The following is a 17,412-nucleotide window of genomic DNA, read 5'->3' as shown; positions in this document are numbered from 1 at the left end:
AAGTCTTATGATTTTCCATTCGAAGTAAAAACAGAAAATATCTTTCATCTCCTGACAGAATGCCCCCAGATCGTGCCATCATTAGTGTGCAAAGGTAACTAATTAAAGGATGGTATTGTGGCGGCGCGGCATTTTTTTCTGGTCTTAATGGTGGTGTGTATCTGGGCCTTCAATAACGTAGCAGTGAAATGGGGCTTGCTGGAGTTACCGCCGCTGTTCCTGACGTGGATGCGTTTCGTGGTGGTCGCCATTATTTTGGTGCCGTTCTGCCGTATAAACCGGCAGCAATTCCCCTGGCTGCTGCTGCTGGCCTTCACCTTCGGTTTTATGCACTTCTCGTTGCTGTTCGTCGGAATGCGCTACACCGATGCCGGAACCGGCGCGATTGTGGTGCAGCTCGGCACGCCGATTGCCATGTTGCTGGCGATGGTGGTGCTGAAAGAGAAGCTAAAAATGGTGCAGCTGTTTGGCATTTTGGTTTCACTGAGCGGCGTGGTGGTGCTATCCGGCAGCCCAACCATTCCTACGTGGTGGGTACTATGCCTGCTGTTGTGCAGCGCTACCGGCTGGGCCGTCAGCAACCTTATCGTCAAAAAATCACCCTCGATTAAACCGCTGACCATGACCGGCTGGATTGCCTTTTTGGCGGTTCCGATTGTTGGCGTTGCTTCGTTAGTCATGGAATCTCATCAGCTGACGGCGTTGAGTCACGCAGGCTGGCGCGGCTGGTTTGCCATTTTTTACAGCGCTATCGCCTCGTCGATTGTTGCTTACACGCTGTGGTACATGCTGTTGAAAAAATACAACGTCAATTTGATCATGCCCTACTCGCTGCTGACGCCAGTCTTGTCGGTCTTGATGGGGATTGTGGTATTGGGTGACAGTCTGAACAGCTTTAAAATTATTGGCGCCTCGCTGGTGATTTTGGGAACAGCGATTGCCGTGATTAACCTGCGTAACCTGCGCATGCACGCACGTTTCCCGCGTCTTCGTCGACGTTAAAGCAGCGTGCTATGCTTGAGAGAACGTGATTCTCAGGAGCATAAACATGGACCATCAGCTCGCCGCGTCACTTTGGCAGCAGATGTGGCAAGGATTGCGCGGCAATATTGCACCGCAACCGTTGCCCACCTTTGTTGATACCCGCACATTTCCCTCCGCTTATGCCGTCAGCGAACTGGCGGCCAGCAGCCTTGGCCTGGCGACCCAAGCTGCCGCAAACCTGATAACTTCATCGCAGCCCGTTGAGATAAACGTGCGGCTGGCTTCGCGCTGGTTTCAACACAGCTTCATGCCTCTTAACCGCCCTGCGCCCGCGTTATGGGATCCTTTTGCGGGCGATTACGCCAGCGCGGATGGCTGGATACGTTTGCACACCAACGCCGCCCATCATCGCCAGGCGATGGAAAGCGTGCTGGGCCGGCATCCCGATCGCCAGGCATTAGCGCAGCAGGTGGCGCGATGGCAGACGACTGAACTGGAACAGGCGATTATTGCTGCTGGCGGTTGTGCCGCTGAGATGCGCAGCGCAGAAGCCTGGCAGCAGCATCCTCAAGGCCAGGCGGTGAATCAGGAACCGCTGATCGCCTGGCAAACCACTGCGCCCGGCCCTGTCCCCACTTGGACGTTGCCTACTGCACGTCCGCTGTTGGGCATCAAAGTATTGGATTTAACCCGCATTATTGCCGGGCCCGTTGCAACACGCTTTCTTGCAAGCCTCGGCGCGAATGTGCTGCGCATTGATCCACCCGGCTGGCAAGAGCCGACGCTGGATGAAGAGATCACCTGTGGCAAACGTCGTGCGGTGCTGGACTTAAACCTTCAGGCGGATCGCGAGACGTTCACTCAACTGCTGCGTGAAGCCGATGTTTTGGTGCAGGGTTATCGCGCCGATGCGCTGGAAAAGCGTGGATTTGATGCCGAAACGCGGCAGCAGCTGGCGCCCGGTTTAGTGGATGTCAGCCTGAATGCATGGGGATGGCAAGGCCCATGGCGTAATCGTCGGGGTTTTGACAGCCTGGTACAGATGGGATGCGGCATTGCTGAACAAGGCATGCGCAGTCAACACAGCAATAAACCCACGCCGCTGCCCGTGCAGGCGCTGGATCATGCCACCGGCTATCTTATGGCGGCTGCGGTGCTGGAAGGATTGCGTCAGCGTAAAGAATCAGGAAATGGCAGCCAGGCGCGTTTATCGCTGGCGCGAACAGCATTGATGCTGCAACAGCATCGCTATCCCGAGGGAAGCCAGCAATCCGGTATTCATGCTGAAGTCAGCGATAATCTGGCGATGTTTGAGTTAACGCAATGGGGTTTGGGCGTGCGCTTGCGTTCTGCGGCTTACCTTCCTGGCACCGCGCTGATCTGCGCGACGCCAGGATGCTTGCCGGGTACGCATCCGGCGAGCTGGTAACTTATTCGTCGTCTTCGTCTTCTTCAGCGCTTTCAGCCAGTTCGTTATACATGGCCTGAATCGCTTCACGACTCAATGCAGCCAGCGTGCGATAAAACGCGCTGGTCGCATGCGCTTCGACTTTACCCAGAAACGCACCGCACCAAGGCAGTAAATAGCGTTCAAACAGCGCTAACTGGGCCGCACTTTCATCTTCCGCAGACTGATCTTCCAACCAGGAAGCCGCCAGCATCAACACGCCAAAATGATCGGCAGGCGCATCGCTCAACGGCATTCCGCGTGAGGATAAAAATGCGCGGACTTCCGCTTCTGTTTTCCCTTCTGGCCATTGTGATGCATAAGGCGGAACTTTACAGTCGCTGCCGACAAACAGCGCGTTGTAGTCTGCGGCTAACGCCTGTGGATCGCTGCTCTGCTGTAAACGCTTTAACAGATCGTCTTGTTCCAGCGGCCATTGCGCCTGCAATTTGCCCTCACGCAACAGCGTAAACAGCGGCACCAGCAGCGGATCTTGCGGTTGGCGATTAAATAGCGAGCCGATCACGCGGCACAGAATGGAAAACTCATTCATGAGTCAGAATCCTTGAAGCAATAAAGTTAAAAATCAGCCAGTTCAGCAATGTGTTTGCCGGTACGCTGCTCAAGGAAATCGAGCAGTCGACGCGGCGTGACATTTAACACGCGATCTTCAGGAAAATCCACTTCACGTGTAATCCGCAAACAGTGCTCAAAATGACCCAGCGTAAAGGCGGTATGGGAATCTGAACCAAATGCCAGACGTCCGCCTGTATCCCGTACCGCTTGAGCAATCGCGCGGCAGTTTGGTTCACTGCCTGGGCGCGAATGGGTAAAGGAGGAGTTATTGATCTCTAGCGCAACGTCATAATGTGCAGCCGCTTCAGCAATCGCCGGAATATCTACCGGAAACTTCGGATTACCCGGATGGCTAATTATATGCACCAGCCCGCCCGCCATGGCAGCAATCATCGCGTCGGTGTGATGCTTTTTATCCCGTGGGGCATAAACCGGCTCGTGGAAACCGGCCACGATTAAATCCAGCGCATCCAACATCGGGCCAGAACAATCAATCTCGCCCTGCTGGTTTTTAATATTCGCTTCGATACCGCGCAAAATCGCCACGCCATCGATCACGCGCGGCCAGATGCGCATGTTGACGAAATGCCAGTAATGCGGTGCATCTGCCATATCGGGACCGTGATCGGTAATAGCAAACAGCTTTAAGCCGTTCTGTTTCGCCTGCGCGACGTAATCGTGCAGCGTACTGTACGCGTGGGTACTGGCGACGGTGTGCATATGCAGATCTACCGGATACATCTTTTTCTCCTGCTGATCGCCCGTCATGGGCTGGGATAAAAAACAGAGCTTTAATAATTAATAGCCGCGCTGGCGATCAACGCAACCTCGCGGCATTTCACCTGCTTCGCGCTGCGTGATGGCGTGAGCGATATAATCCATCGCCTCTTCCGGTAACGTGACAGCCGCATTATGTGGCGTAATGGTGACACGCGGATGTGACCACAGCGGATGACCTTCTGGCAACGGCTCAACCTGAAACACATCCAGGGCGGCAGCTTTGAGTTGACCACTGTTCAAGGCAGCCAGCAGATCGTCCTCAACGACTTGCGCGCCTCGCGCCAAATTCAGGAAGAAAGCCCCTTGCGGCAGCTGTTGCAAGAAGTCCCGATTAATCAGGTTATGCGTTTCGGCAGTGCTAGGCAGTAGATTGATTAACACCTGCGTGCCGTGCAAAAAATCATTCAGCGATTCGCGTCCGGCAAAGCTGGTGATGCCTTCAAGCTGCTTAGGCGAACGGCTCCAGACCCGCAGTGGGAAGCCCCAATATTTCAGGCTTTCAGCGACGCGTTGGCCTAAAACCCCTGCACCGAGAATACCAACGGTAAACGTTTCACGTTTGTAGCCCGTCAACGGCTGCCAGCACGGCTGCTGCTGTTGCAGTCGGTAATCATCAAAGCGGCGAAACCAATCCAGTACGCGATGCGTCGCGTACTCTTGCATCTGACGCGCCATGCCGGTGTCTTCAAGACGAAACAGCGGCACCGCATCGGAGAGCATGTCGGGATGGCGTTTAAGCTGCGCGAGGATCTCATCCACGCCAGCGCCCAATGCAAACACGCCGCGTAGATTTTCTCTTCCACTCAACATCTCTATTGGCGGTGAACGCACCAGCGCGTAATCGGCGGGTGCGTTATCGCCCGGCAGCCAACGACGCACGCGTGCTTGCGGCAGTCGTTGTTGTAAGCCCTTGATCCAGAGCGTGGCGTCTTGCGAGGGGTGAAACCAGATAATCTCCATACTGCTCTCCTTTTTTCTTTTCAGCGTCGGGGAAAAAGGCAACGAAGACAAGGAAAAATCCATACAAAATGCAGGATTTTGATTCCCTGCTTTTAGCGATTTATTCCCGCGCCTTCACATTTCCGGCTCGCTTCAGGGTGAAACACTGAGATAGCGTCTAAAGTTGTTCGAGTGGTCAATGCGTTACGCGCGACCCGCTTTTCGGACAAGGAGAACAACCGATGATAAAAACTGAGGTAAACGCCACTGAAGGGCGTCAGGGCTACGCACCATTACTGCTTACGCTGTTGCTGAGCGTGCCCGCATTTACTGTTCACGCAGATGATAATTCACGCATGCTGAGCAATCAGCCGCAGCCGCCCGATGTGCGTTTAGGGCCATTATTTAACGCTGTGCAACAAGCAAAATTTTATCCTGATCAAAAGACCTTTGCTGATGCGCTACCTAAATATGATCCCGCCTCGATTCTTGCCGACTGGCAGATGCAAAAGAATCAACGCAGCTTTGACCTAAAACGCTTTGTGTCAGCGAATTTTACGCTGCCCACTAATGGCGACAAATATGTGCCGCCAGCCGGTCAAAGCCTGCGTGCACACATTGATGGTTTGTGGCCAGTACTGACTCGCACCGCCAAAAGCGCCGGGCAATATGACTCGCTGCTGCAACTGCCGAAACCTTATGTTGTTCCCGGCGGCCGCTTCCGTGAGGTCTATTACTGGGACAGCTATTTCACTATGTTAGGTTTGGCAGAAAGTGGTCATTGGGATCGCGTGCAGGATATGGTGGATAACTTCGCCTCACTGCTGGATCGCTACGGCCATATTCCCAACGGCAACCGCAGCTATTATCTCAGCCGTTCACAGCCGCCCTTCTTTAGTTTGATGGTTGATCTCTTGGCTACCCACGAAGGTGACAAAGCCTATACGCGTTATCTGCCGCAGTTGCAGAAAGAGTATGACTACTGGATGGCAGACAGCGACATCGTGGCAGCCGGCGATGCCAGCAAGCGCGTGATTAAACTCGCCGATGGCACCCTGCTCAATCGGTATTGGGATGCCCGTGATGTGCCGCGTACCGAATCCTGGATGGATGACGTGAACACCGCGAAAAAGGCCCCGCAGCGCGATAAAGCGGAAATGTACCGTGAGTTGCGCTCAGGCGCGGCGTCTGGCTGGGACTTCAGTTCACGCTGGTTTACCGATGCACATAACCTGGCCACAATCCGCACCACGCAGATAGCACCGGTCGATTTGAACAGCCTGATTTTCCATCTGGAAAAAGTTCTCTCGAAAAGCTACCTGCTGAATAAACAGGGCAATGTGGCGAAGCAGTACGCTGACCGCGCTGAGAAGCGTCAGGCCGCGATCAACCGCTATTTATGGGACAGCAAGCAAAGCTGGTACGCAGATTACGACTGGAAGAAAAAGCAGGTTCATCCGCAGCTCACCGCCGCAGCTCTGTTCCCGCTCTACCTGAACGTCGCCAGCGATAAGCAGGCCGACAGTACCGCCAGCGCGGTTGAAAAACAGCTGCTGAAACCGGGCGGATTAGTGACCACCACGGTGAATAATGGCCAGCAATGGGATGCACCTAATGGCTGGGCACCGCTGCAATGGGTCGCGGTAGAGGGTTTGGAACACTACAAAAAACCGCAACTGGCCAAACAGGTTGGCCTGCGCTTCCTGCAAAACGTGCAAACCACCTACGATAAAGAACATAAACTGGTAGAAAAGTATGTGGTTGAGGGTAAAAACCTGGGTGGCGGCGGTGGCGGTGAATATCCGCTACAGGATGGTTTTGGCTGGACCAACGGCGTCACGCTGATGCTGCTCGACAAGTATTGTCCAAAAGACAAAACCTGTAACAGCGCCCACGACATTCCTCAGAGTTCCGCTTCAACGCAGTGATCCTAATCTGATACTGTCGGATCAAACCGACAGTATCAGCTTGTTTACCTTGACTTCCTTTCATCGGCAGGCAGAATTGCACTCAATTTAACAAATGGTAATGATTCTCAATATAACAATGAGAATCTTTACCATACTGTTTCCTTGCCTTAATCTGACCTGAAAGGATCGCTAATGACACTGCCTTCTCCTGTGAAACGCAGCGCGGTTTACTGTGCGCTGGCGCTTACTGCTCCGACATTTTCCTTCGCGGCTGAAACGTTGATTGTCACGGCACAACCAGAAGAAAGCGCCGAATCACCAACGCAGGGGTATTTGGCGACCACCAGCCAGGGCGCGACTAAAAGCGATCGGCCGTTGATCACCACACCCCAATCCGTATCGGTGATTACTCGCCAGCAGATTCAGGATCAGGGTGCACAGGATCTCAATCAGGCACTGAATTATACGCCAGGCGTCTTCACCAATTTTGCCGGTGCGGCGACGCGTTACGACACCATTTCGCTGCGCGGTTTCCACGGCGGCGATGTCGATAACACCTTTATCGACGGCCTGCGTGTTATGAGCGATGGCGGCAGTTTCAATGTCATGCAGGTGGATAACTGGTTTCTCGAACGCGTTGACGTGATCAAAGGCCCCTCTTCGGCGCTCTATGGTCAAACCGTGCCGGGCGGCCTGGTCAATATGATTACCAAACGCCCGCAATACCGCGAAGAGGGACATTTTCAGCTTTCAGCAGGATCCAACGCGACCACCAGCGCGGCTTTCGATTACACCAATGCGATCAACGATCAATGGGCATTTCGCCTGACTGGCATCACGCGCAACAGCGATACGCAATACGATCACACCCGCGAAGAAAAATATGCCCTGATGCCGCAGCTGATGTGGCAGCCGGATGAAGATACGCATCTGATCCTGAAAGCCTATCTGCAGAAAGATCCTTCTGGTGGTTATCACGGATCAGTGCCGGGTGAAGGCAGCATTACTGAACACAACGGATATAAACTCAGCAACGGTTTTTACGAAGGCAACAGCGATCTCGACCAGTTCAAGCGCCATGAGCAAATCTACAGTTTCGACTTCTCGCATCGCTTTAATGAAATTTGGTCTTTCTCTTCAACCGGCAGCTACAGCCACTCGAATGTCGATCTCGATCAGGTGTATCAGATTGGGTGGAACACAGCGAACAGCGATTTACTGAACCGCATCTATTCAGGTGAACGTTCATCGCTTTCTGCATGGGCTACCGATAACCGCTTGCAGGCGGAGTTCGCAACGGGCGCGTTGGAGCATCGCGTTAATGTTGGTGTCGATTTTCACCGTTACAAGAATGAGATCAGTAAGGCGTCAGGTGATGCTAACCCGCTGAATGCCGTAACCGGTGAACAAGTGGGTGCGATGCCGGGCTACGGCTGGACAGAAGCGACGCGTCGCTATTATCAAACCGGTCTTTATCTGCAAGATGAGATGAAGCTGGATCGCTGGCATCTCGATCTTTCAGGTCGCTATGACCGCATTGTCGCTAACAACAGCGGCAGCGATCGTCGTCAGGACGATCACATCAGCGGACGCGCAGCCCTGCTTTATGCCTTTGATAACGGTTTATCGCCGTACGTGAGCTGGAGTCAGGCGATTACGCCAACCGCGCTGACGGATAACAACAATAATCTGCTAAAACCCACCACCGCAGAGCAGTATGAAGCGGGTCTGAAGTACCAGCCGAACGGCACGCGCGATCTCTACACCTTAGCGATCTATGATTTGATGCAAAAAAATGTCTCTAACCGCGATGTGATCACGGCAACTTTTACCCCCTCAGGCAAAGTGCATTCGCAAGGTATTGAGCTAGAGGCGCGTAATCAGATCACCCCACGATTCAGTACGATCGCGGGCTACACGCTTAATCATTTGCGCTTCAAAGATTCAGTGGATGGCAACGATGGGCACACACCTTACGTGACGCCAAACAGCATGGCCTCATTTTGGGGACATTATCAGTTCGATTACGGTCTCAGCGCGGGCGCGGGTGTGCGTTATATCGGCAAGCAGTGGGCTGATAACGAAAACACCACGCGTTTGCCTTCCGTTACGCTGTTTGATGCTTCGGTACGCGCAGATTTAGGGGCCTGGAACAGCAGCTTGAAAGGCACATGGGTGCAGGTTAATGCTAATAACCTAACCGATCGTAATTATGTCGCAGCCTGTTACGGCACCGGTTATTGTTACTGGGGCGCAGAACGTACGGTGATGGCGACGGTGGGAGTGGATTTTTAATCACCACTGAGATGACAAACATACGGTTTTAAGCGTAAGCCGCTAAACGCAAAACATGAAAAAGGGGACGAATCACTTCGTCCCCTTTTTTGTTTAGATCGTCTTTGACGCTGAACGTCAGCTGCGAACTTTACGGTAGATAAACAGCACCACAATGGCACCAATTACCGCAACCACGAAACTGCCGAAGTTGAATCCGTCCACACGACCGAAACCAAACAGGGTGCTGATCCAGCCACCAACAACTGCACCGATGATACCGAGCACAATGGTAAGAATAAAGCCGCCGCCGTCTTTGCCCGGCATAATCCATTTAGCGAGAATACCGGCGATTAAACCAAAGATGATCCATGAAAGAATGCCCATTAACTACTCCTTGCGTTTTTTCTGATTACATTGTGTTCGCCTGATTAATCAAGCGGTTTACCGCAATAAGTATAGACACAGTTTTCAATTTTGCCTGTTGTGTCACAGTTAAAAAATTTAGTTAGCAAGCTAAAGCTTTTTTTGTGCAGGTCGATAACGGACAAGTGGCAAAGGAAACAGAAATGATGACGAAGCAATCATTTGGAGCCAGTGAGTGAAAGAATCCGATAACGAACAATACCTCAAAAGAGGAACGCTAGCTGTCCTGGGAGTAATGAAGGAGCTGCTGCGCTATCAAACACCGCTCATGGTGACCTTTTCCCGTGGGCAATTTATCAGCCGCATGTTAGCCGCAGATGAAGATCGTATCGTGTTCGATTTAGGCAGTAATAATCTGGACAACGATTACGCGCTGAACTGTCGCGAAGTGAGTATTTCGGCTGAAACCAAGGGTGCCAAAGTAGAGTTCAGTCTTGCCGCGCTGGAGATGACTGAATATGAAGGCTTGCCTGCATTTAGCGCTGGGCTGCCTGCGTTGCTGTGGCAGATTCAACGCCGGGAATTTTTCCGCATTGATGCACCACTTGAACCGCAATTTTGGTGTCATACGCAATGGCCAAATGGGCAGAAAGCCCGTTTTCGTCTGCAGGATCTCTCGCTAGGCGGTATTGGCGTGCTGGTTGATGAAGCGCTGCCTGAAGCGTTAAAACCTGGCGATGCATTCAAGTCTTTCCGGGTCGAGCTGGGCGAATATGGTCATTTCGAAGTAGGGGCAAAGCTGATGCATATTGGCGAGCGCAGCCTGGTCTCCAGCAAAAACGAAACGCGCATCACGCCGCGACTGAGTTTCCGTTTTACCACTATCGAACCGCTTCAGGAACGGCAGTTGCAGCAGGTTATTTTTGCCTTAGAACGCCTGGCACGGGACAAAGCTAATCGTTTTCAATAAGTTCCTTTCTGGATGTGCCGTACACATTTGGCGCATCCAGGCTATGCTTCTTCTTGCTTATTCCCTCAAACCGGATCCCAGCAAGGAGATTCTCCCCAATGGAAAACTGGCTTTCATCACGTCATTTTCAATCGATATTTTTTAACCAAACCTTCTGGATAAACAGCGCTATCGTGGTGGTCGCCACGCTAGTTATCTACTGGATCCTCCGTTCACTGATTAGATTCATATCCAACCGTATCGCACGCTACAGCGAGCACCGCCACGTTCGTGCAACTGCTATTGTGGTGGAGATATTACGCAGCACCAGCCAGACGCTGTTGCTGATTTTTTCCCTGTTGATTGCGCTGAAATTCGTTGATCTGCCATCAACCTGGAGCAACACCATTTCGCATGGCTGGTTTCTGGCCTTTATTGTGCAACTTGCGTTGTGGATCGATTGCGGTATTCGGCTGTGGCTTCAGAGCCTGCTGCGCGATCCGTTGCATGTGCGTAATCCAGTCACCACCGTGATCTTGGGTATTCTGTTGCGCATCCTGGTTTGGGTGATGATGGTGCTCGCCATTCTGTCGAATATGGGCATTAACATTACTGCGCTGGTCGCCAGTTTAGGCGTTGGCGGTATTGCTATTGCACTGGCGATTCAGACGGTGCTGAGTGATGTGTTTGCTTCTCTGGCGATTGGTTTAGATCGACCGTTCGAACATGGCGACTTTGTGGTGTTTGGCGACATTGCCGGTTCGATTGAACATATCGGCCTGAAGACGACGCGCTTGCGCAGCCTGAGCGGTGAGCAAATTGTCTGTTCGAATACCATTCTGTTGCAGCAGACGATCCATAACTACAAACGCATGCAGCAGCGCCGCATCGTGTTCAAATTTGGTATCAGCTACGCCACATCATCAAAGCAGGTGCGTGAAATCAGCACGTTGGTCAAAGACATTATTCAGGGCATTGAGATGACACGTTTCGATCGTGCGCATTTTCTGGCTTTTGATGACTCCAAACTGACCTTTGAAGTGGTCTATTTTGTCCTTGATGCCGACTACAACAAATATATGGATATTCAGCAGGAAATTAACTTGCAACTAATGGCCGCGTTAGAAGAGCGCAATGTTCGTTTCGCTTTCCCAATTCGTCAGGTCGAATTCAGCGGCGGCAGCTTACCGCAAGTCGATTTAAAGGCGGTCGCCAATGAGTAAAACTCAACGGCAAGGCAGGTAAAAAATCGCCTCATCCCCTTTTCGTTTGGGGATGAGGCGTTGAAACCTTAACTGTGCTGATAACAACTTACGCCCAGATAGTTGCTGAACGCTTCTTGCAACACCGCGGCAGTGGCTGAATGGTTCATCGCCACATGATGCTCAAAGCCGTTACGGCAGATCCACGCCAGTAAATTTTCCAGTTGAGGCACCTGAATCACAGCGCGGCATCCCACTGTGTCCAGTGGATCGTCAACGGATAATCCTTCTCCGACGTAAGCCTTGATCTCGCCGTTAAAATCATCCGTCGAGAGGCGGAAATAGGTCAGATCACCGCTTTTCATTCGTCCATGCACCGCGCCGCAGGTGTTCTCTTTCCCGACGGTAGTGCCAATGATATCGGCGGTTCCCATGGTCGGTGATTCCAGGCTGGCGCTGGCAAAGTTGCCGCAATGGAACAGCACGCATTTATCGCGATCGTCACCGAAATTATTATTCCAGTCCGCTAACGACGCGGGATTGAGTGAACAGCTGGCCAGCGCATACATCGACAGCGCGCCCATTACGTCAACCTCACACGCACTGGGCATCAGTTGGCCCGACATCACACTCATAATGGAGCAGACATTGATGCCAAGGTTCTCCTGTAACGAAGTCCAGCACTGAATTGCGGTGGTATCAATATCGTTTTCATTCACCCACTCGCTGATCACCACAAACAGCTTCGCCATAGTTTGCAGCTTTTCATCGGGGATGCCGCGCGCGTCGGCGTTCGCTTCAAGAATTTCACGCTTTTCGGCTACCCGAATATCATCGTCACGCAGCCGCTTGATGCGGCTAAAAATTTCTGACAGATCGAGGGTTTCTACCGCGATGCCCATCTTTTCCAGTAATTTTTCACTGTATCGCACGGTATTAAACCCCGCCGGACGCGCACCAATCGCGCCGACGCGTACCCGCCGCATGGCGTGGACGACCCGGCACAACTGGGTGAAACGCTGCAAATCTTGCATGAATATTTCACCGCTTAAGGCGCAAACGTGCTGACGCGTTAAGCTGAAAGGAATGCCATATTGGCGCAGGTTATTGCACAGCGAGATCTTGCCGCAGAAGCTGTCGCGGCGCGTCGCCAGTCCCATTTTATCGAGGTTATCTTCTTCTGCCTGCACCAACACCGGCACATTCAGCCCCGAAAGACGCAACGCTTCCGCAATCGCTTTTTCATCGCCAAAATTAGGCAGTAAAACCACGATGCCGTGAATATTGTCACGATGCTGGCGGAACAGCTCGGCGCAGGTTTTGGCTTCCTGGCGCGTTTCAACACCGCCGAGGTTGGTTTGCGATTCATTCAACATCACGGTATTGATATTGAGTTTTTCAAACAGCGCTACCGCCTGCTGGCGCGCTTCGCCCACTAAATAGCTGGGGAAAAAACCGCGGTTGCCAATGATGACGCCGAAGGTCAACTGCTGAGGAAGTTTTGACATTGCTCTGCTCCGAAGAAAGTTATTGTGGCTGATAACGGCAACGGGCCACCGCATCGAGCCAGCCTTTATAGTTTTCCTGCATTTTTTGCGCGTGGTGTTCACGCGGCAGAATTACGCTGCCGCCTTGAAGCGCCTGCATTTCATTGCCCTGCTGCCACCAACCCAGCACTTTTCCTGCCAGCAAAGCGGCCCCCAGCGCAGAGACTTCAGCGGTTGGCACGCGATGAAGCGGACGCTGTAGTACATCGGCCTGTAGCTGCATCAGCCAGCCGTTTTCAGTTGCGCTGCCATCCACGCAGAGCGCGGGAAGGTGCTGGCCGCTGGCTTGCTCCATGGCGAAGAACACGTCAGCGATTTGAAAGGTGATCGACTCTAACGCGACGCGCGCTAAAACCGCGGGTGTGGCGGCATCTGTCAGCCCACACACCATGCCGCGGGCTTTGAGATCCCACCAAGGCGCGCCCAGTCCCGAGAGTGCTGGAACAAAATAGATGCCTTGATTATCAACGGTGCTTTCTGCCTGCGCAGTCAACTCGCGTGGATCTTGAATACCCAACATTTTACCCAGCCAGGCCGCGCCCGAACCGGTGTGAGTAATGTTGCCTTCAAAGGCATAACGCAGCTCGCCGTCATGCCACGCCACGGTGGTGCTCAAACCATTTTCGGTCATCAATGGCGTCGCCATTGACATCATCAGTGATGAACCGGTGCCATAAGTGGCTTTTATCACTTCTGCGTCGCCCCGGCGTTGGGCCTGTAACGCCGCATGAGAATCGCCGATACGCGCCAGGATTGGTGTGCCCGGTGATAAACCCGCAATGTCATTCACGGCCACCACACCCTGTTCACTGGCCGAGGGGGTAATGGTCGGAAGCGCCGCGCGCGGCAGCTGAAAAAGGGCCAGCAGCTCATCGTCCCAGTCATTGCGATGCAAACTGTAAAGCTGGGTGCGTGCCGCGTTGGCATGATCGGTAATAAAACAGTCGCCTGCCGTAAGTTGCCAGGTAAGCCAGCTCTCCACAGTGCCGATGCACAGTTCGCCCGCAGCTGCACGCGCTGCGCCGTCGGGAATGGCTGCCAGCATGCCGGTGAGCTTGGCAGCAGGAAACATCGGGTCAACCGCCAGGCCGGTCAGACCGGTGATGCGCGGCGCTTTTCCTGCCTGATGCAGATCGCGACAAAACGATTCGGATCGGCGATCCTGCCAGCTCACCAGCGGCGTGAGCGGCGTGCCGTTGCTACGCTGCCAAATCAACACCGATTCACGCTGATTACTGATCGCGACCGCCGCAACGGATGCGCCAGCACACTGCGCCAGACATTGTGTGATCGCCTGCTTAACTGCCTGCCAGATGGCCATGGGATCCTGCTCCGCCAGCCCCGGCTGCGGATGTTCCAGCGTCAAACTCTGGCTGCCGCGTGCCACCACCTTGCCCAGACGATCAACCGCAATCGCTTTTGCATTGGTGGTGCCTTCGTCAATCGCCAGAATCACAGGTTCTGTCATGCTTACGCTCCTGCGCAGATGCGCAATGCATTTTTTACCAGGCTGGCAGCGTCAATGCCGTGATGAGCGCGGGTTGAGGCGCGATCGCCCGCAATGGCGTATTCCCCGTCTGGAATGCCCAAACGCAGCAAGGGAATGCCACAACCACCTTCTGCTAAGACTTCTGCGACCAGGCTGCCGACGCCACCATTCACGTTGTGCTCTTCAACGGTAATCACCGCTGGATAGTGATTTAACAGGTTGCGCAGTTGTTGGGTATCGCAAGGTCTAATCGATGGAATGGCGATCACACCGGCTGAAATACCTTGCTCAGCAAGTTGCGTCGCGGCGTGAACTGCTTCGTGAACCGTGGAACCCATCGCCACCAGTGCAATCTCTTTGCCTTCCCGCAATTGATCGATTTGACCAGGCTTGAATCGATAGCTCTCCTCATGCAGTTGTGGCAGGTCTTTACCGTCGAGCCGGATGTAAACTGGCCCCACATGCTCCAGCGCATAATCAATGATTTGGCGGCACTCAAGCGGGCAAGAAGGCGCGTAGATTTCAATGTTGCCGAAGCCGCGCATGACGGCGATATCATCAATGCTGTGGTGGGTGCTGGCGAGCGGGCCGTAGCTGGCGCCGGCATTCAGGCCAAACAGTTTGACGTTGGTGTTGTTGTAACAGACGTCAACTTTGACCTGTTCATTGGCACGTGAGACCAGAAAAGGCGCGGCATTGCAGGTGACGGCGACTTTACCGCCCAGCGCCAGGCCAGCGGCGGTGCCAACCAACGTCTGTTCGGCGATCCCAACATTGATGAGACGATCCGGGAATGCTTTGATGAAAGGCGAAATTTTGGCGGTTGAGGTTGAATCTGCGACCACCGGTACCAGATCCACGCCACGGTTCACCGCATCGATAAATGCGGTCACCATCACGCTAGCTAAATGTTGTGCATTACTCATCTTTCAGTTCCTCCATGGCCAGGTCTATCTCTTCCCCTTTTGGCACACGGTGATGCCATTCGGGTTTGCTTTGAATGAAGGAGATGCCGAACCCTTTTTCGGTATGGGCGACGATGACCTGCGGCTTGCCGTTTTGCGGCAGGCTTTCGATGGCTTCGACTACCGCAGCCATGTCATTGCCGCTGCATTCCCTGACCTCAAGACCGAAGGCGCGCCATTTTTCGGGCAGCGGATCGGTGTTCATGATCTCTTGGGTACTGCCCGCTAATTGCAGTTTATTTTTGTCATTGATGATGATCAGGTTGTCGAGACCGTAATGGGCCGCCACCAGCGCCGCTTCCCAGTTGCTGCCTTCCGCCAGCTCGCCATCCCCAGTGACCACAAAAATACGGCGTTTGCTGTTGTCTTTCTTGGCGGCAATGGCAATGCCAACCGCCACCGGTAAACCGTGTCCCAGCGCGCCGGTATTCAACTCCACGCCGGGGGTTTTCTGCCGCACTGGATGGCCCGGCAAATGCGAATCGGCATGCTGATAGGTCGGCAGCCACTCCGTGGGAAAATAGCCCGCTTCGGCTAACACGCAGTAATAACCGCCTACCGCATGCCCTTTAGACTGGATATAGATATCGCGCTGATCGTCCTCTGTGCGATCGGGCGCGCAATTCAGAATGCGGAAATAGAGCGCCGTCAGAATTTCGACCTGCGATAAATCAGCACCGGTATGGCCGCCCGCTGGGCTGCCCGCGTTGAGTTGTATAATGCGACGGCGTATCGCACGCGCTTTGCTTTTCAGCTCATCCACCGAGAGATTGAAAGGATTCATACACTACCTCTGAATTTTAAATCGTTTATGAATATATATTCATAGCAGCCAAAAAAAGGGTGCAAGCAAGCGTGGCTTGCACCGTTACCGATTAACCTTTTGCTTCACCGCCCTCCTCTATCAGCGCTTTCTGCGCAACCACAGCGGCTTTTTGCTGCATACGATTCTGCGTCTGATCAATGATAACGGCGATGATAATGACGATGCCTTTGATCACCATCTGCCAGAATTCGCTCACGCCCATCATGATTAATCCATCAGCCAGAAAGCCAATAACGAAAGCGCCGATTAAGGTGCCGAGAATAGTGCCGCGTCCCCCCGCCAGCGAGGTTCCACCTAACACCACTGCGGCAATCGCATTCATTTCGAAGGCGGTGCCGTTAGCGGGATGGCTCGCCACCAGTTGCGACGACACCACGATGCCCGCTATCGCGGCGCAAAAACCGGACAGCGTATAGACCCATATTTTGACCCGTTTAGTCCTGACGCCTGAAAGCTCAGCCGCACGTTCATTATCACCAATGGCATAAACCTGACGGCCAAACGGCAGCCGACGGGCGATATAGGCGATAACCAGCGCCAGCACAACCATCATCCAGATGGCGTAAGGTAAGCCGAGGAAATTGCCTGCCCCGATTTTATCGAATCCGGTGTTGCCCAGTTGCGGATTGCCTTGCAGACCGGGAAAGGTTTCGCCACCGGAAGTCAACATCGCGGCACCGCGCAGGATATACATCGTGCCGAGCGTGCAGATAAACGGGGCCACGTTATAGCGGGTGATGATCCAGCCGTTACCTGCGCCAATTAAGGCGCCGACCAGCAGAACAATCGGTACGATGAGCCAGACATCGAGGAAAATCGCGATACCAAACCACGGCAGCACAATGCCTTTAGTGATCAGCCAACCCGCAATCATGCCGCATAGACCCAGCGTGGCGCCGATGGAAAGATCGATGCCGGCGGTGATAATGACAAAAGTGATACCCAGCGCCAGAAAGGCGTTAATGGCGATGTGTTTCACCATGATCACCATACTGCCCACCGCGAGAAAGTCCGGCACAGTAATGGAAAAGAAGCCGACGATAAGAATCAGCGCAATAAAGGTGCGCAGCTTCAGCAGCAGTAGCAGAAAGCTTTCGCGCGAATTAAACGCCTTGACGGGTTGAGTGGCCAGCGCCACGGCTGGATTGGTTTTCATGT

15 protein-coding genes are annotated in these 17,412 nt (G+C 53.4%); 6 read left to right on the top strand and 9 right to left on the bottom strand.

What is annotated here, in order from left to right:
* Positions 1–117: 117 nt before the first annotated feature.
* Together SC127_RS20005 and SC127_RS20000 are read left to right on the top strand one after the other, a co-directional pair.
* Positions 118–1,002 (top strand): DMT family transporter, encoded by an 885-nt coding sequence (locus tag SC127_RS20005; protein ID WP_243078127.1) that lies wholly within the window; start codon positions 118–120, stop codon positions 1,000–1,002.
* A 46-nt stretch (positions 1,003–1,048) separates the two neighbouring features.
* Entirely contained in the window at positions 1,049–2,413 is a 1,365-nt protein-coding gene (locus tag SC127_RS20000; protein WP_332627691.1) for a CoA transferase, read from the top strand.
* 1 nt (position 2,414) lies between these two features.
* Here the strand turns inward: SC127_RS20000 and SC127_RS19995 are convergent, their stop codons facing one another.
* Genes SC127_RS19995 through ghrA form a run of 3 tightly spaced genes read right to left on the bottom strand, consistent with a single transcriptional unit; the run spans position 2,415 to position 4,747 of the window.
* Complete coding sequence (locus SC127_RS19995) at positions 2,415–2,984, bottom strand: TorD/DmsD family molecular chaperone (RefSeq protein ID WP_215847013.1); 570 nt, start codon at positions 2,982–2,984, stop codon at positions 2,415–2,417.
* A 26-nt stretch (positions 2,985–3,010) separates the two neighbouring features.
* On the bottom strand, positions 3,011–3,748 hold the full coding sequence (locus SC127_RS19990; protein ID WP_332627689.1) for a phosphatase: 738 nt from the start codon (positions 3,746–3,748) through the stop codon (positions 3,011–3,013).
* 57 nt (positions 3,749–3,805) lie between these two features.
* Positions 3,806–4,747, bottom strand: a complete 942-nt coding sequence (gene ghrA / locus SC127_RS19985; protein ID WP_332627687.1) for a glyoxylate/hydroxypyruvate reductase GhrA — start codon at positions 4,745–4,747, stop codon at positions 3,806–3,808.
* Between the two features lie 221 nt (positions 4,748–4,968).
* Here ghrA and treA point away from each other — a divergent pair, with 221 nt between their 5' ends.
* Both treA and SC127_RS19975 read left to right on the top strand, forming a co-directional pair.
* Positions 4,969–6,654: an alpha,alpha-trehalase TreA gene (gene treA, locus SC127_RS19980; protein WP_332627685.1), complete on the top strand. Its 1,686-nt coding sequence runs from the start codon at positions 4,969–4,971 to the stop codon at positions 6,652–6,654.
* A 174-nt stretch (positions 6,655–6,828) separates the two neighbouring features.
* The gene (locus SC127_RS19975; protein WP_332627683.1) at positions 6,829–8,931 is read left to right on the top strand and encodes a TonB-dependent siderophore receptor; all 2,103 of its coding nucleotides are present in this window, start codon (positions 6,829–6,831) and stop codon (positions 8,929–8,931) included.
* Between the two features lie 117 nt (positions 8,932–9,048).
* Here the strand turns inward: SC127_RS19975 and SC127_RS19970 are convergent, their stop codons facing one another.
* Positions 9,049–9,297, bottom strand: a complete 249-nt coding sequence (locus tag SC127_RS19970) for a GlsB/YeaQ/YmgE family stress response membrane protein (RefSeq protein ID WP_215847018.1) — start codon at positions 9,295–9,297, stop codon at positions 9,049–9,051.
* A 214-nt stretch (positions 9,298–9,511) separates the two neighbouring features.
* Between SC127_RS19970 and SC127_RS19965 the strand changes: the two genes are divergently transcribed.
* Together SC127_RS19965 and SC127_RS19960 are read left to right on the top strand one after the other, a co-directional pair.
* Positions 9,512–10,246, top strand: a complete 735-nt coding sequence (locus SC127_RS19965; RefSeq protein WP_332627681.1) for a flagellar brake protein — start codon at positions 9,512–9,514, stop codon at positions 10,244–10,246.
* A gap of 98 nt (positions 10,247–10,344) precedes the next feature.
* On the top strand, positions 10,345–11,448 hold the full coding sequence (locus SC127_RS19960) for a mechanosensitive ion channel family protein (protein WP_215847020.1): 1,104 nt from the start codon (positions 10,345–10,347) through the stop codon (positions 11,446–11,448).
* A 68-nt stretch (positions 11,449–11,516) separates the two neighbouring features.
* Here the strand turns inward: SC127_RS19960 and SC127_RS19955 are convergent, their stop codons facing one another.
* The 5 genes from SC127_RS19955 to SC127_RS19935 form a co-directional block, all read right to left on the bottom strand.
* On the bottom strand, positions 11,517–12,935 hold the full coding sequence (locus SC127_RS19955; protein WP_243078132.1) for an L-fucose/L-arabinose isomerase family protein: 1,419 nt from the start codon (positions 12,933–12,935) through the stop codon (positions 11,517–11,519).
* 19 nt (positions 12,936–12,954) lie between these two features.
* Positions 12,955–14,442: an FGGY family carbohydrate kinase gene (locus SC127_RS19950; protein WP_332627678.1), complete on the bottom strand. Its 1,488-nt coding sequence runs from the start codon at positions 14,440–14,442 to the stop codon at positions 12,955–12,957.
* Between the two features lie 2 nt (positions 14,443–14,444).
* Positions 14,445–15,389, bottom strand: coding sequence for a transketolase family protein (locus SC127_RS19945; protein WP_215847021.1), 945 nt, complete (start codon positions 15,387–15,389; stop codon positions 14,445–14,447).
* Positions 15,382–16,212, bottom strand: coding sequence for a transketolase (locus tag SC127_RS19940; protein ID WP_215847022.1), 831 nt, complete (start codon positions 16,210–16,212; stop codon positions 15,382–15,384). The genes SC127_RS19945 and SC127_RS19940 overlap by 8 nt, the downstream gene beginning before the upstream one ends.
* A gap of 91 nt (positions 16,213–16,303) precedes the next feature.
* Entirely contained in the window at positions 16,304–17,410 is a 1,107-nt protein-coding gene (locus tag SC127_RS19935) for an ABC transporter permease (protein ID WP_243078134.1), read from the bottom strand.
* Positions 17,411–17,412 lie beyond the last annotated feature (2 nt).

It is taken from the genome of Pantoea sp. T14, from assembly GCF_036663535.1.
In the GTDB taxonomy this organism is placed as follows: Bacteria; Pseudomonadota; Gammaproteobacteria; order Enterobacterales; family Enterobacteriaceae; genus Pantoea; species Pantoea phytostimulans.
Note: the sequence above shows the minus strand (reverse complement) of the source record. Positions and strands in the feature narration are given on the sequence as shown.